Consider the following 16,340-nt stretch of genomic DNA (forward strand, 5'->3'; position numbering starts at 1 on the left):
AATTCAAGGATCGGGGAGTTTTAGCTTAAAACCCTTGTCATCCCTGTGCAGGCGGGGATCAAGAGAGCGATTAGCCATATGCCCTGGATCCCCGCCTGCGCGGGGATGACGGGAAAACACTCCGATGGCTCAATTAATTAAAGCCTCCCGCGTTGCCGGGTTCACCGCACCTGCGGCGTCAAATGTCACGCCACATGCCGAACAACTTCTTTTTTCAGCCCATATAGATCGCCCACGATAAAATTCGCAGCGTGTGTGTAGAGAACATCGGCCCACTGTGTTTTTGTGTTTGCAAACAATTTCCACGTCATGCCCCTCATGGGAAGGGAAACCCGCAGTCACACATCCAATTGCACCGGCCCCGATAACCGCAACGCGTGGACGTACCAACGTCATGGCTGTATGCCGTACTGAATCCATTTCTGCTTTGGCTCTTTAAATAATCAACGTTATTACACAGGAAATACATGGTCCATTTTCATGACAAGTCAACGAGAAGGTTGACTACTCACTCCCCTCATCGTCACCGACATTAGGCGTTTTGCCAGAGCATAGAATATTGATGGCGACAACCTCTACTTCACCCTTTGTTTCAGCATAATGAGGGTATTTGGAATCAAAATACAGACAGTCTCCCTCCTCCATATCGACGACATGATCGCCGATCCGCATAGTCAAGGCCCCCTTCATGATGAAAAGAATTTCTTCCCCATCATGAAAAAAATTTTCGCTTCGTAGGCGTTTTCCTTTTTCCGCCCTAATGATGTAAGGATCCATCATTCTGTTAGGATAATGGGGGGCGAGGGGGATGTAGCTGTAGCCGAATTTTTTGTGGTCCGAGGCAAAGGTGAGGCGTTGGTTATTTTTTATAAGCGTGTAGATTTCCTCTGTGGGTTCGTTTGTAAAAAGATCATTTACAGCAATCCCCAACGCATGGGCGACCCTGTTCAAGGTTGAAACCGGTGGTGCTGTGTGGGATTTTTCCATTTTGGAAATATAGCTTTTAGTCATGCCAATGGCTGTTGCAAGATCCTGCTGAGTCATCTTGCGTTCCATGCGCAACTTCCGGATTCGCATACCCATCTGGCTTTCATCAATAAATTTGTCATCGTACATATTAGGAATTTTTCCTTTCAAAGTTTCATTTAAGTTGACAAAGGTTTATTATCATGAATCAGAATTCCTGTAAACAGAAAAGGCCTGTTAAACAAAAATACGCAGATTTCTCTGGGCAAAAGTCGACCCTAAATATCATACAAGCATATGAATATAATATAAATATAATTTCAGAATGTTTTGAAAATCTCGAGCAGAGTACCATTGTATAAAATTACTTGACAAGGTTATTCTAATAGTATATTTATGTTTCCTAAAAGAATATAGGAGTTTCGGTATACTGCCGCTCCCGGCCTTCCTCGATCCTAGCTTCAAGCGGCATTTTTCCCGGCAATTACAACGTGGCATGTCACCACACTTGCACAATCCATATCATCAGGAGGTTTTACATGCGTATTTTCAGAATGTCGGTATTGGCGTCTTTGGCTTTGGTGCTTATCGCGGCGCCAACTATAGCGTTGGCAGGCAAGGTTCTTTTAAGGACGCAGGTCCTGTATCCCACCAACCTGCCGCTGGCAGGAGAGGGGGAGATGCGGTTAGCCAATTTGGTGCAGACCATGAGCAACGGCGAAGTTGAATTCAAACTTTTTGACCCCGGCAAGATCGTCCCTTCGAATGCCATCCTTGACAGTGTTTCTCAAGGTCGAATTCAGGCTGGAATGGCGATTTCCCAGATGTGGGCCGGCAAGATGGCCGCTGCGTCCCTATTTGCGGGAGGCCCATTCGGTCCGGAAGCCCCCGAACTCGTGGCATGGATGCTTGCAGGAAACGGGTTGAAGCTGTACCAGGAGATGTACGATGAAGCCGGATACAATGTAAAAGTGATTCCGTTCGGCCTGACGCCGCCGGAAAGCTCGGGCTGGTTTCGCAAAAAGATCGACTCTCCCGATCAGTTGAAAGGGCTCAAGGTCCGGTATTTAGGCCTGGGAGGGCTGGTCTTACAAAAGCTGGGCGCCAGTGTGTCTTCATTCCCTCCTGCTGAAATTTTTTCTGCTATGGACAAAGGGCTGCTGGACGCGGCTGAATTCGCCTTCCCTTCCTTAGATCAGGCCATTGGTCTGAACAAGGTAGCAAAATTCAACTACTATCCAGGCTGGCATCAGCCCAGCACAACGACGGAGGTCCTGATTAACAAGGATGTCTGGGAAAAGCGGCTTACTGAATCCCAACGCACCATCATAGAAACCGCCTCCAAGGCATCCATGCTTTGGGTTTTGGCAAAAGGCGAGGCTACCCAGGCTTCCGCACTGAGGCTGAATGCTGAAAAGCACGGTGTCACCAACCTGTATTGGTCGAACGAAATGCTCCAGGCTTTTCGTGGCGCCTGGGATGAAGTTGTGGCGGAACAGTGTGCCAAAGACGCTTTCTTCAAAAAGGTGTGGGATGATCTTTCTTCCTTCCGTGACAATTACTCCATTTGGAAGAAATTTGCCTACCTTCCTCGTGAAACCGGAGCCTCGGACTAAGAAGGGCATGACAAATCTGACCGCTCGTTCCGGGCAAATCACCGAATGGGCGGTCATATTTTTGAGTTTGCCGGATTAGGAGAAACGCCATGGCGCAACAAGAAAGTCAAGGGAGTACGTTATCAGAGGGCCCGAGGATCAGCCAATGGATAGACCGCTTTGTTGTTTGGGTATCCAGTGCAGCCGCCTGGCTGAATGTGGTGCTTGTTGTGGTCATTCTGGCTCAGGTCATTCTGCGGTACACCATAGGCTGGACGTCTACGGCCATGGAGGAACTCCAATGGCATCTGTACGGCACGGCGGCGTTTATCGCGGTTGCCTATGCCGTTGTCAAGGACGCCCATGTCAGACTGGATTTGTTCTTCCGCAAAATGAGCCCCCGGACCAAGGCGTGGGTTGACTTATTGTCCATTTCGATTCTCTTGCTGCCCATGTGCGTGGTTATGTCTATCCATGGAGCTAAAATGGTCGAGATGGCCTTTCGGATAGGGGAAAGTTCGCCCTCCCCAATGGGGATGTCTTACCGATGGGCAATCAAAGCAGTCATTCCATTCAGCATGGCATTGTACGGTTCAGCGGGGATCAGCCGAATGATCCGTTCTGCAGCCGTGATTATGGATAGGAAAGTGAGGTGATACACATGGGAGTCAATGAAATCCTTGTACTGCTCATGTTTCTCACTTTTATATGCCTCCTTTTCACGGGGGCACCTATCGCTTTTGTACTGGGCGGTGTGGCGATTTTGTTCACATTGGTCGGCTGGTTTTGCGACCTGTACTTTGGTACATGGACCGGGCTGAATTTCAACATGTTGGGGCTCGCGGCTGACCGAATGTTTAATATCGTGAGCAATTGGGTTCTCGTGGCGATTCCCATGTTCGTATTCATGGGCCTTATGCTGGACCGTTCCGGCACCGCCGAAGACATGATGCAGTCCATGCAAAAACTTTTCGGCCGGGTGCGCGGCGGTTTAGCGGTTACCGTGATCCTGATCGGCATCATCCTGGCAGCCTCCACGGGCATCATTGGTGCATCGGTGGTTTTGCTTGCCCTGCTATCTTTGCCTGCCATGATGCATCAAGGGTACTCAAAATCGCTGGCATCGGGAACAGTCGCGGCCTCTGGAACTCTAGGAATTTTAATCCCGCCGTCCATCATGCTGGTGATCATGGCGGACCAACTTTCCGTATCGGTAGGCGACCTTTTTATGGGTGCCATGATTCCCGGTATTCTCCTTGGCTGCCTGTATATCGGTTATGTGGTGATTTTCGGGCTCTTCAGGCCGAACGACCTGCCTCTCCCGGAAGATGTCCAGCCAGTCACGTGGAAGGTGGTTGTTGATGTCTTGAAAAACATCCTACCCACGGCCACACTGATTGTTCTTGTTCTTGGAAGCATCTTTGCAGGGGTTGCCTCTCCTACGGAAGCAAGCGGCGTGGGGGCCTTCGGCGCCACCATCCTTGCCTTTTACCAGCGGAAGCTAACCGTCAAGGTCATTAAAGAAGTGACGGAGGGAACCTTCAGGGTCATTGGCTTCATTTTCGGCATTTGGGTCGGCGCCACCTTGTTTGCCATGGTTGTGCGCCTCCTTGGAGGCGATGACGTCATTGAACACCTCCTTACCAGTCTTCCGCTGGGCCCTCATGGAATTATTCTTATAGTTCTCTTTGTGGTTTTTCTTTTAGGCTTTTTTCTGGACTGGATCGAAATTACTTTGATCATTCTGCCTCTATTGGCGCCTGTAGTGAGCAAACTCCCACTCGGTATTGACGGTGGGGGAGTCCTGGACAACGCTGCGCTGGTCTGGTTCGCCATACTGGTGGCCATGACCCTGCAGACATCTTTTCTGACACCACCCATGGGGCCAGCAATCTTCTTTATTCAGGGGGTAAACCAGGACATTGACCTCCTGAAAATCTATAGAGGGGTTATACCGTTCGTCATTTTCCAACTGATCGCCATAGTGCTGCTGTTTCTGTTTCCCAAGCTGTCAATATGGTTGCCCATTGTGGTATATGGATAGGCGTGAGGCAGATTGAAAATAACTCGTAAATCAACGCAGGCGATATTCATTCAAACAGGTATACATCCTGCGCCTGTATACGGACAACAACACCTCTCTTTGAAGCGCCAGGCAGCTTGTAAAAGCCTCCGGTCGACAGCCAAAAAATGCCGCTTCAAGGAGAATCTTCCAGACACGACAGAGGACATGGCATGAATGTATACGGATCGAACGAATTAGCGAGGGATGTCCAGCAGGCCGGCTACTGCATCGGGTGTGGGGCCTGCGTGGAGCTTTGTCCATATTTTCGAAATCATCGCGGGCACACGGCACGGCTTTTCGCGTGCTCCCTGGAACAGGGTAGATGCCATGCCCATTGCCCCAAGACCGAAGTAGACCTGGAGGAACTTTCCTCGGCGTTATACGGCGAGAAGTACGAGGGGACGCCTCTGGGACATTATCGCAGCATCCTGGCTGCCCGGGCGACCGGTAAAGTGGCCGGGCCTTTTCAGGGCGGCGGAACGGTTTCCGCGCTCGCAACCTACGCGCTTGAAAGCAAGCTAATCGATGCGGCCATTTTAACAGGGGCGGACGGGATGCGACCTGTCCCCCAAATCGTAACCGACCCCGACAAGGTGGCGCGATGCGGATCTTCGCGATTCACAGCCGCGCCCACATTGTCCGTCATGAACCAGGCTGTCCGGCAGGGCATGCGGCGTTTGGGCGTTGTCGGTACGCCCTGCCAGATGACGGCGGTCGCCCAAATGAAGCAAAATCCTCTGGGGATTGAAGATTTTGAGGACCCGGTGGCGCTGACCATCGGTCTTTTCTGCAATTGGGCTTTGGAGCACAAGCAGCTTGCCGCGTATCTGGCCAACCACCTGGATCTCGACTCCATTACAGGAATGGACATTCCGCCCCCGCCTGCAGCCGTAATGGTGGTTAAAACGCACGATACCGAACATCAGTTCCCTCTTGAAGAGATTCGGCCTCTCATACCCCTGTCCTGCTTTATCTGCCCGGACATGACTTCCGAATGGGCCGACGTGTCCGTTGGCATGTACGAGGGGCGCCCGGGATGGAATACGTTGATCGTTCGTTCGGAAGCTGGCGCAGAGCTTGTTGAAGGCGCGGTTTCAAACGGATGGATTGAAACCGAGGCGTTTCCGGGAGACCGCCTGCAGGAGCTGGCCAAGGCGGCTCTGGCCAAAAAGGAGCGGTCCTTCCGCAACGCGAATCGAAGAGGCCTTTTGCAAGAGGGGGAAAATGGCGCTCGCCCGGCCATGAAGGTGCCGCAGGAAGTACTCGATCGACTACTAGCCTGATTTACAGGTGGCATGACTTCGCTACACGGTGAAGACGGTTCACCGGGCATGATTTCGAAATGTAAACCATCAGGAGGCGATATGCAAACAGTACGTGATGGAAAGGCCGGAGATGTCCGGCTGATGCAAGGCAATGAGGCGCTTGCCCGAGGCGCTTTGGAAGCCGGTGTTTCGGTGGCAGCCGGATATCCAGGAACCCCGTCCTCGGAAATCATAGAAAACCTGGCCAAAGCGGCTAAGGACAGTGATCTTTACGTAGAATTTTCCACCAACGAAAAAGTGGCATTGGAAGTGGCGGCTTCGGGCTCCTTTGCCGAACTTAGATCGTTGGCTGTCATGAAACAGGTGGGCGTTAACGTGGCGGCGGATTTCCTTTTACATCTGGTGCTTTACGGTACCCGAGGCGGAATGGTCCTGGCCAGCTGCGAGGATCCCGGAGGTCTTTCCAGCACGAATGAAGGGGATTCCCGGCACTATGCCAAAATGATGGAGTTCCCACTTCTCGAACCCGGCGATTTTCAGGAGGCCAAGGATATGATGCGCTGGGCTTTCGAACTTTCTGAAGAAATCCGCAATCTAGTTATGGTACGCAGTGTCACTCGGCTGTCTCACGCTAGCGGTCGCGTTGGGCTGGGAAATCTTCCGGAAAAGAAAGAACGAGCGCATCTCAATGTGGAGGGTCCGCCCATCGGACAGATGGAAGGCCCCATAGGCGCGTTGCCGGTAACTCTCAACTTTATGCATGGACGCCAGCAGGGTAAAATGCGGAAGGCCGCTGAAATTTTCGAGGATTCCCCGTATAACACGTATACCGGGCCCGACAATCCCGAATTGCTCATAGTGACCAGTTCCTCTGCATGGTTGTACTGCACAGAGGCTGTAGACCTCTTAAATGCAGGAGACCGGGTGGGTATCCTGAAATTGGGCTGCACCTATCCCCTTCCGCCCAAACTGGTTACCAAGCATCTATCCACAACTGACAAGGTGTTCATTGTGGAGGAGCTGCTTCCTTTCCTGGAAGACAACGTAAAGACCCTGGCCGCGGAGATGGGGGCGGCACTGGGACATAAGACGTTTTATGGAAAAAAGGACGGATCCCTGCCTTCAACCGGCGAACTGAACCCCGATGTGGTTATGGGCGGTCTTGCAAAAATCCTTGACATTGAACCGGATGCCTCTCTGGCCAAGTATTCGGAGGAACTTGAACAAGTGGTTGGACAGTCGGTTGTTGCCCGTTCTCTGACTTTTTGCGCCGGGTGCCCCCATCGTGCGTCGTTCTGGTCCCTGCACAACGCCCTCGAACTGGATGGACGTTACGGGTTCATGTGTGGTGATATTGGTTGCTACACCATGGGAATATCCCCGGCGGGCTTCGGAACGCTCAAATCTGTGCACGCGATGGGCTCTGGAATTGGCCTTGCAAGCGGATTCGGTCAATTAGGCCAATTTGGCCTTGACCGCCCCGTGTTAGCTGCATGCGGGGACAGCACATTTTTTCACGCCGCTGTGCCGGCATTGATCAACGCAGTGCACCACAACGCAAAGCTGGTGATGGTGGTGTTGGACAACAGCGGAACTGGCATGACCGGGTTTCAACCACATCCGGGCCTGACATACGACGCCATGGGAAAACAAGCCACCCCCGTGGACGTTGCAAAAGTCTGCCGCGCCATAGGGGCCAGCGTCACCATAAGCGATCCCTTCGACGTAAAGGGAACGACAGACACCCTTCTGGACCTGCTGGAACAGGACTCGGGCGTGCGAGTGCTAATCCTCCGTCAAATGTGCGCGTTGAGCCCCGAGAAAAAGTTAAAAAAAATGTATGAAGTTGCCGTGGACCAAAGCATTTGTCTGGGCGAAGCCTGTGGCTGCAACCGTTTGTGCACCCGTGTTTTCAAATGCCCGGCTTTAATCTGGGACGCTTCCGCCGGCAAAGCCCTTGTGGATGAAGTGCTTTGCGCGGGTTGCGGGGTGTGTGCCTCCATTTGTCCAAGCGGCGCCATTACACGAAAGGAGGTGGCTTAATATGGGAACGGCTGTGTTGAAACACGACCCCACGAATCTAATCATTACGGGAGTGGGAGGGCAGGGAAACGTTCTCGCATCCAAGATCCTCGGTTCCATGCTCATTGACAATGAACTCAACGTGACCGTGGGCGAAACCTTTGGCGCCTCCCAGCGCGGCGGATCGGTCATGAGCCACCTCCGGATAGGGAGCGGTCCTGCCCGTTCTCCCCAAATCCCGATGCGGCGAGCCCATGCAATCGTAGCCCTCGAGGCCATGGAGGCGCTTCAGGCATTGGGAAAGTACGGCAATCCAGAAACACTCGTGATCGCTAACAGCCGCCCGATTTATCCCATGGAGTGTATTTCCGGGGAGTGTGGCTATCCGGAACAGGAACAACTGGAGCAATGGCTGCAAAAGTTCTCGGGGAAGGCCTGGATCATCGAAGCCACTAAACATGCCATGAACCTTGGAGCGCCCATATACGCCAATATCATCATGATAGGCGCCCTGGCTGCAACCGGGATTCTGCCATTGAACCGGGAGGGGTTTAAAGTGGTGCTGGAAAGAACCATGTCCGGGGCGAAGGTTGCCAAAAACCTCGATGCCTTTGATTTGGGAACAGGTTTGCTGGTCTGAATTGGCATAGCAGAATGTGAGGAAAATATAATGAAAAAACCCGTTAGCAAAGATATTTTCGATGGAAGCGATTTTCCCATAAGCGATGTTCGCATGGGCGTTTTTCAGGGCACGGGCGCCGACCTGGAAGAGGCTAAGGTGAAACCTATTATTGCCATCGTTAATTCCCATACGGAAATCAACCCTGGCCATGCCCACTTGGCTAATCTGGCCATGCGCGTCCGTGAGGGTGTGTTCGCAGCAGGCGGAATACCCTTTGAATTCAATGTTCCCGCCCCTTGTGACGGCATCTCTGAAGGGCATCCCGGGATGAAATTTATTCTGCCCCAACGGGATCTCATTGCCGACATGGTGGAAATTCATGTTCGCAGCATGCGATTTGACGGCATGGTCATGATTGCCTCCTGTGACAAGATTATTCCAGGTATGCTCATGGCTGCCGCTCGTCTGGACCTGCCCACGGTATTTTTAACCGGAGGACCCAGTGAGATGGTTCTGCGTCAAAGGAAAACGTCTTGCAGCTCTGTTAACTTCCCTGATCATTCGGACCCTGCTGATCAGATGGGCTGCCTCACCAGTGGCTCCTGTGGCGCCTGCGAGATTATTGGTACAGCCAACACCTTTCAGTGCATAGCGGAGGCCCTTGGCATGACCTTGCCAGGTTCCGCAAATATACCTGGTTATACGGCGGATAAGGCTCGAGTCGCCAGGGCCTGTGGCCGCCAAATCGTGAAAAATGTTCAGGAAGGCCTGACTGCCAGGCAAATTATGACCAAAGAATCCCTGATAAACGCCCTGCTCCTTGTACAGGCAGTGGGCGGCTCCACAAATACCGCGCTTCATCTTCCCGCCATTGCTCGGGAGCTCGGCCTGGAGTTAACGCTCGAGGAATTTAACGTGGCTGCCAAAAAGGTACCCACCCTGTGTGCTATAGCCCCCAACGGGCCATACGGAGTCCTCGACCTTTATCGGTCAGGAGGGGTGCCGGGAGTATTGAAACGGATTGCTGAAGACTTGGATCTTAATTGTGGCAACACGTTTGGAGGCACCTTGCAAGACGTTGTGGCCAATGCCCAAATAACGGATGAAAACGTGATTCCCGAGCGCAGCAATTGCCATTATCCTGAAGGAGGATTAGTGGCGCTGTTCGGTAACCTTGCACCTGAAGGGTCTGTGGTGAAGCAATCCGCCGTGGACCCGAATATGTATAAATTCTCAGGTCCCGCCAGAATTTTCGAGTCTGAGCACGCGTGCCTCGAGGCTATCAGAAACAAAACAATCCAGGAGGGCGAAGTTGTGGTAATCCGTAATGAAGGTCCAAAAGGCGGCCCTGGCATGCCGGAAACCCTCGCAGTGACAATTGGGCTCAAGCTCCTGGGGTTGCAAAGGGTTGCCCTGATCACGGATGGGAGATTCAGCGGAGCCACCAGCGGCCCCTGTGTCGGACATGTCAGCCCAGAAGCTGCAGACGGGGGGCCCATTGCAGCCTTGGATGACGGGGATATTATTCGCATCGATATTCCCAGTCGCGCCATTGCAGTGGAACTTTCGGACGAGGCTTTGAAGGAACGCTTAGCCTCCAGGAAGCCGAGTCCGCACGCCCCCGTAGATGGCTACATGCAGCGATATGTGTCGACAGTAACATCAGCGGCAAAAGGTGCTGTTCTGGAAAAACCATAGACAAGGTGTCAACTAGTAAATGGAGAGATGATATGAGAATCAGCCTGCCGGAACTTTGCTGGTACGGGAACACCACCCTGGAAATTGATATGCCTGAGGACTGGGACGTTCAATACTGCCCCATGCGCGGTGCCGATCGTTCCCCGCTGTCCGTAGAACAGATGGCTCAGGCAATCCGCAATCCTATTGGCTCTCCACGACTTAGCGAAATGGCCATGGGCAAAAAAACCGCGGTTATCGTTTTTGATGACATGACCCGGCCCACACGCACCTACGAGCTGGTACCCACGGTCATCGAAGAACTGCGGGCCGGGGGCATAAGGGATGAGGACATTACATTCGTTTGTGGCCTCGGCACACACGGCGCCCTCACCCAGCATGAATTCAGAAAAAAACTCGGGATTGAGATTCTCCGTAAATTCCGGGCTTTCAATCATAACTGCTATGAAAACTGCGTCGAGATGGGAACCACTAGTTACGGGACTCCGGTGCTCATCAATCGCGAAGTCGCCCAGGCGGACATCAAAATTACCATTGGTTGCATCACGGCGCATCCTCAGAACGGATTCAGCGGGGGCGGCAAACTTTTCCTTCCGGGAGTAGCTCATATTGACGCCATCGCCCACCACCATCTTAAAGTCGAGGCCCAGGCCAAAGAAACCACCGGGCATGGCAAATGGGAGGATAACATCTTGCGGAAAAATATCCGGGAAGCGGGACGTATTGCCGGACTGGACTTTATTGTCAACGTGATTTTCAATAGCCGCGGCGCCACGACCGGCGTGTTTGCAGGCGATTTTGAAGCAGCGCACGATAAAGGCGTAGAGAGGGCCAAGGTCTCCTATGCCACGGATCCTGTGCCTGAAAACAAGCAGGTGGCCATCACCAACGCTTTTGCCAAACCAAACGAAATGCTCATCTCCATACTGCTGGGAATGCTTTCCCTGAAAGATCTCTCCGGCTCGATCGTTATCATTGCCAATTCTCCTGAAGGTCAGGTCCCTCATTCTTTAGTGGGTCGATGGGGAAGCAATTACGGAGGAAGGCAATATCCTGTTGTGGCGCTGCCGGATTCCATCAGGGTGATCGTGCAGAATCCCTACTGGGATTGCACGACCATGGACTGGGCTGCCAATCCGGACCAAGTGGCATACACGGAGAACTGGGAGCAAACCCTTTCCCTCCTGTGCAGGGAGCATGATTCGGGAACCCAATGCGCGGTGATTCCAAACGCCACCATGCAGTATTTTGACCATTGCGGTATTTTGTAAAATGGATAACACATTAGATTTAGGAGATATATTTTGAAGCCCAATGCAATCATTGTCGACGAAAAAGATAATGTGGCCATCGCCTTGACTGATATCGCGAAAGGGGGAACTGCCGTTCTGAAAGAGGGGCGTACCCTGGTGACAAAAACAGATATTCCTTTCAGTCATAAAATACTTCTTGAGGATTTGTCCGAAGGTGAAGAAATTATTAAATATGGGGAAGTTATCGGAAAAGCATCTACTCAATTGATGCAGGGAGAATGGATTCACTCCCATAATATGGAAAGCATCGGGGACTAAGTGAAAATGAATACTTTTTCAGGATATCTGCGAAAAAAAGGGGCACCTGGCGTCAGAAATCATGTGGCAATTCTTCCGACGGTATCATGTGCAAATGGCGTAGCCATGGCCATCGCCGGAAAGGTGCCGGAAGCTGTGCCGCTTTATCACAGTGTCGGATGCGGCAGGGCCGGGGAAGATCACGAAATTCACCGCAATACCTTGACCAACCTCTGTTCTCATCCCAATGTCGGGGCGCTGTTGATTGTCAGTCTCGGGTGTGAGGTCCTGAAGGCAGATGAACTTGAGGCGGCTGCTTTGGATGCCGGCAGACCGGCCCGGAAAATTGTGATCCAGAAAGAAGGTGGATCTGTAAAATCAACTGCCAAAGGTGTGGCCTTTGTCCGGGAGATGTTAAATGAAATTGACTCAACCGAACCAGCCCAGGTACCTTTCAGCGAATTGACGGTTGGGCTTGAATGCGGCGGTTCAGACGCCTTTTCCGGTGTGACAGCCAATCCGGCAGTCGGGCGGATGGCTGACCAGATGGTAGACTTGGGGGCTTCCGTAATCCTGACTGAAACAACAGAGATGATCGGGACCAGCCATATTCTTGCAAAGCGGGCTAAAAATCCGGAAGTTGCAGAAAGGATTAAATCACTTGTTTCCCGGCAATGGGAAAAGTGTGAACGGATCCTGGGTCCAGTTTCTAAAGTGCTAATTTCCCCCGGGAATATGGACGGCGGCATGACCAACATCAGGGAAAAAGCATTAGGATGTATCGTAAAGGCAGGCACAAGAGATATCGTTGAAGTGGTGTCTTATGGTCAGCAGCCGACTGAAAAGGGTGTGGTAATTATGGATGGTCCTGGATACGATACGGATTCCCTGACAGGTATGGCTGCTGCAGGCGCCCAGGTGATAGTTTTTACTACCGGCCGTGGTAATCCCATTGGGTTTCCCATTGTACCGGTGATCAAAGTGATCAGTACGACCCAGGCATTTCAAAGGCTTGAAGATGATATTGATGTCAATGCCGGTGTTATCCTGGAAGGCCATAGCCTTGAAGATGTTGGGGCCGGCCTTGTTCAGAAACTTTCAGATACAATCAATGGTGGTTTGACAAAGGCGGAAATCAATCACCAGAATGGCATTATGTGCCTGTATACGCAGCATTCAGCCTTTTAGGAAAATACTCGAACGGTTGTTTTTTGTTAGCTGGAACCAGATTGAGATAGGAAAACCTGTAGATGAGGTGGCGGTACTGCCGAATGCCAGGATGCAGTATACGGGTTGATCGCAGTATTTTCGGAAAAGATGAGTCCCGGCGAGAGGTGTCAGTAATAATCTTAAAATGACCTCCTTGCCACCAGGCGATTCACAAGCAAGACCGGCAGCCCGGCTTTTTTAGACCATTTTTAGGGCGAGCAATTTGGAAACGAAAAATATGACTAAACGATACAGTGCAGCAGAAGAATATGAGATGCGTGCCAGGGTGTCGATCTCAGAACTGCTAAATCGGAGCGCGGTGGCCCACTGGTGGTGCACCCATATCTCGCAATGCATGCCGACTGCCGTTATTCAGGGAGGTTCCGTTATGCCGCTGGAAAAGGCGCCCAGGGCGGAGATCTGGAATGTGAGGGCGGAAACGCATCTGGAGCCGCTGCCCTTATCAGATTTCCTGCAGCACCCCGGATCAGGGGCGCGTGGCTATATTGCCGTTCATGCCGGCCGGATCGTTGCGGAAGCCTATCCCGATCTGCGTCCCCACGACATGCACATGTGGGCCTCATGCGCCAAGCCGACCGCAGGACTGGTGATCGAGCTTCTGATCGAAGATGGCATCATCGACGACAGCCAGCCGTTCGGTACCTATATGCCTGAATTTGCTGGTACAGACTGGGCGGGGGTGAGGATCGCCGACGCGATGGACATGACGACGGGAATGGACTGCGAGGAAAACGACGAGACGCGTGCCGATCCTTCATCCAACGCCATCCGCGCTTTTATGGCAGAATTCTCCGAACCGTATGGCGACAAGGTGGAGCGCTTGCCTGATGTCCTTAAAAATGTTCGGCAGGTGGATTCTCCCGGGCACAAGTTCGAATACAGTTCGCCCACCACACAGATGCTGGTGCTGCTGGCCGAATCGGTGACCAACTGCAAATGGACCGAGTTCTTCGCGCAACGGGTTTGGGATCATGTCGGTGCGGAAGGCCCGTTTCTGCAGCACCTGACCCCGGATGGGATCGCGCTGGCGCACGGGGTGACCTCGGGCTGCCTGAGAAATCTGGCCCGTTTCGGGATGCTGTATACCCCAAGCTGGCATAACACAGCAAACAAACAGATTGTTTCAGAATCGATTCTATCCCGCATTCGCACACCCAGGCGGTCGAGGGGTTTCTTTATGCGTGGCTTTGATGGGCCCGTTTTCCGAGATTATCTCGATGACGAGACAATGATATCCAATTCGCGACAATGGGACGCCGTTTGGGAAGATGGTGACATGTTCAAGTCCGGTTTTATGGGGCAGGGACTCTATGTCTCCCCCGGACGAGATCTGGTGATTGCGTATTTTTCAACCATTCCGGAAATGTATATGGCCCGCTACCTGCGCCCGGTTGCGGGACTGTTTCCACTGAATGGCCGTTAATACGGGAATACTGAGGCTCCGATCCGGAATTCTATCATCGACTCAGAGGAATCCGGTTGTTTTGTTAAGCCAGGAGGAAAAGATGGAAAAACTATTGATCAGCGCCTTATTACCGGACGCAATGCTTTCTCCGTTAAAGGGGAAATTTGAGTTCATCAAAGATGATGAGACTGTTCACGAGACCGTTGAGATCGCTCTGGTGACTGCGATGGACGACTTTTCGAAAGCGCGTCTCAGTCAATTGCCTGCTTTACGGAAAATCGTATCCATCGGCGCCGGCCTCAATCATATCGATCTCGATTATTGCCGCGCGAAAAACATCCGGGTCTTAAACACCCCACATACACCAGCCCGTGCGACTGCTGAACTTGCAATCGGGTTAATGATCAGTTTGATGCGCAGTATACTGCAGGGAGATCAGTACGTGAGGAACGGTAAATGGATAAAAAACCCGAGTGACATATCCGGCACGGAGCTATTCGAGAAAACACTGGGCATCCTGGGAATGGGGAATGTCGGATATGAAATTGCACGCAGAGCCCGTGCATTTGATATGCATATCCTCTATCACAACCGGAACCCAAGGCAGGATGTCGATGACCTGGCGACGTACCGGTCCTTTGATGAGCTTTTAACGGAATCCGACGTGCTCATCGTTCAACTCCCATATGCGAAGGAAACACACCATATTATTGACCAAACAGCTCTTAGAAAAATGAAGCCGGATGCCTATCTGATCAATACCGGTCGCGGCGGTCTGGTGGATGATGAAGCTCTGACCGCAGCATTGCGGGAGGAACGGATCAAGGGGGCGGCTTTGGATGTTGTGGAAAACGAACCCAACTTGTTTGCGGATCTCGCGACCCTTCCCAATGTGATTATTACGCCGCATATTGGCGGCGCGACACCCGGTGTCCGCATGGCAATGGTCCGGGAGGCTTTGGCGCTCTTGTAAGGATATCGATGGGTTGAATATGAACGTCCGGAAACCGGGATCTGATATTCGAGCAGAGAACGACAGAGAAGAACCCGGGTATCGCAAAAACCGCTAAAAAAGTGGATCGGAGTGCCTGGCATAACAACCCGATTGAATACAGTCGGACCCTCTGGGATTGGCCTTTGTGAAATCGGGGCTTCTAAACGATATCCCTGTCAAGGATGAAAATAATTTCGGAGAATTGAATCATGATCATCGATTTTCATACGCATCCATTGTGCAAAGAGGCCAGTATCGTGCCGGGTGTAGACGCTGCCGTCGATCGCCTGTTTGCCGACAACCCGGAAAACCCGGCGCAGGAGGGCCTGAGAAGCACACTGGCAGCGGCGTTTACCCACCGCAGCGAGTCAGATATCATCGAAGAGATGGACCGGTTTGGGATTGACAAGGGAGTGATCGTTGGAATGGATCTGTCAACAGCGTTCGGCGTGGAGATGGTCACTGCTTTGGATATTCAGCGCTTGACGGAGAGGTATCCGGATCGCTTCGTCCCCTTTATCGGCATCGACCCGGCCCAGGGTCAGGTGGCCATTGACAAGCTGGTCAGTGCAGTTGAGTTGATGGGCTGTCGTGGGGTCAAGCTTCATCCCGAACTGCAGGGCCTGGATTTCAGCAATCCCGACTGGTTCCCTTTCTGGGAGAAGTGCCAGGAACTGGGTATTATTGTCTGGACCCATTCATGTGCCCAAAGAACCCTGCCGGGAAAAGATGTGCGCCTCGCTCAGCCCATGCAGGTCGAGGCGCTGGCAACCCGGTTTAAACGCCTGAAAATCGTGCTGGGCCATTGGGGATTCCCCTGGTACATGGACGCCTGGGCCATGATCTACCGTCATCCCAACGTATATCTTGATATTTCATCCTTTCATGAAATGCTCCATCTCTTTCCATGGGAGGCGACCCGTATCTA

Annotated in this window: 14 protein-coding genes; 13 read left to right on the forward strand and 1 reads right to left on the reverse strand. The window is 52.3% G+C overall.

Features of this window, described 5'->3' with window-relative positions; translation table 11 throughout:
- Nucleotides 1-504: 504 nt before the first annotated feature.
- On the reverse strand, nt 505-1,116 hold the full coding sequence (locus LJE94_11900) for an XRE family transcriptional regulator (GenBank protein ID MCG6910812.1): 612 nt from the start codon (nt 1,114-1,116) through the stop codon (nt 505-507).
- Nucleotides 1,117-1,505: 389 nt separating this feature from the next.
- Between LJE94_11900 and LJE94_11905 the strand changes: the two genes are divergently transcribed.
- The 13 genes from LJE94_11905 to LJE94_11965 form a co-directional block, all read left to right on the forward strand.
- Entirely contained in the window at nt 1,506-2,582 is a 1,077-nt protein-coding gene (locus LJE94_11905; GenBank protein ID MCG6910813.1) for a TRAP transporter substrate-binding protein, read from the forward strand.
- A gap of 89 nt (nt 2,583-2,671) precedes the next feature.
- On the forward strand, nt 2,672-3,217 hold the full coding sequence (locus tag LJE94_11910; GenBank protein MCG6910814.1) for a TRAP transporter small permease subunit: 546 nt from the start codon (nt 2,672-2,674) through the stop codon (nt 3,215-3,217).
- 5 nt (nt 3,218-3,222) lie between these two features.
- Nucleotides 3,223-4,605: a TRAP transporter large permease subunit gene (locus tag LJE94_11915; protein ID MCG6910815.1), complete on the forward strand. Its 1,383-nt coding sequence runs from the start codon at nt 3,223-3,225 to the stop codon at nt 4,603-4,605.
- Between the two features lie 191 nt (nt 4,606-4,796).
- The gene (locus tag LJE94_11920) at nt 4,797-5,909 is read left to right on the forward strand and encodes a Coenzyme F420 hydrogenase/dehydrogenase, beta subunit C-terminal domain (protein ID MCG6910816.1); all 1,113 of its coding nucleotides are present in this window, start codon (nt 4,797-4,799) and stop codon (nt 5,907-5,909) included.
- An 81-nt stretch (nt 5,910-5,990) separates the two neighbouring features.
- The gene (locus tag LJE94_11925; GenBank protein ID MCG6910817.1) at nt 5,991-7,934 is read left to right on the forward strand and encodes an indolepyruvate ferredoxin oxidoreductase subunit alpha; all 1,944 of its coding nucleotides are present in this window, start codon (nt 5,991-5,993) and stop codon (nt 7,932-7,934) included.
- A 1-nt stretch (nt 7,935) separates the two neighbouring features.
- Complete coding sequence (locus LJE94_11930; GenBank protein ID MCG6910818.1) at nt 7,936-8,553, forward strand: indolepyruvate oxidoreductase subunit beta; 618 nt, start codon at nt 7,936-7,938, stop codon at nt 8,551-8,553.
- A 30-nt stretch (nt 8,554-8,583) separates the two neighbouring features.
- Nucleotides 8,584-10,233 carry a dihydroxy-acid dehydratase gene (locus LJE94_11935; protein MCG6910819.1) on the forward strand — a complete coding sequence of 550 codons (1,650 nt, stop codon included), beginning with the start codon at nt 8,584-8,586 and terminating at the stop codon, nt 10,231-10,233.
- Nucleotides 10,234-10,265: 32 nt separating this feature from the next.
- Complete coding sequence (locus LJE94_11940; GenBank protein MCG6910820.1) at nt 10,266-11,504, forward strand: lactate racemase domain-containing protein; 1,239 nt, start codon at nt 10,266-10,268, stop codon at nt 11,502-11,504.
- A 33-nt stretch (nt 11,505-11,537) separates the two neighbouring features.
- Entirely contained in the window at nt 11,538-11,804 is a 267-nt protein-coding gene (locus tag LJE94_11945; protein MCG6910821.1) for a UxaA family hydrolase, read from the forward strand.
- 6 nt (nt 11,805-11,810) lie between these two features.
- Nucleotides 11,811-12,971 (forward strand): UxaA family hydrolase, encoded by a 1,161-nt coding sequence (locus LJE94_11950; protein MCG6910822.1) that lies wholly within the window; start codon nt 11,811-11,813, stop codon nt 12,969-12,971.
- Between the two features lie 409 nt (nt 12,972-13,380).
- On the forward strand, nt 13,381-14,436 hold the full coding sequence (locus LJE94_11955; protein ID MCG6910823.1) for a beta-lactamase family protein: 1,056 nt from the start codon (nt 13,381-13,383) through the stop codon (nt 14,434-14,436).
- Between the two features lie 82 nt (nt 14,437-14,518).
- Nucleotides 14,519-15,391 (forward strand): NAD(P)-binding domain-containing protein, encoded by an 873-nt coding sequence (locus LJE94_11960; protein MCG6910824.1) that lies wholly within the window; start codon nt 14,519-14,521, stop codon nt 15,389-15,391.
- Between the two features lie 230 nt (nt 15,392-15,621).
- A partial coding sequence (locus LJE94_11965; protein ID MCG6910825.1) for an amidohydrolase family protein occupies nt 15,622-16,340 on the forward strand: 719 nt, incomplete at its 3' end.

This window comes from Deltaproteobacteria bacterium, assembly GCA_022340465.1.
Lineage (GTDB): Bacteria > Desulfobacterota > Desulfobacteria > Desulfobacterales > B30-G6 > JAJDNW01.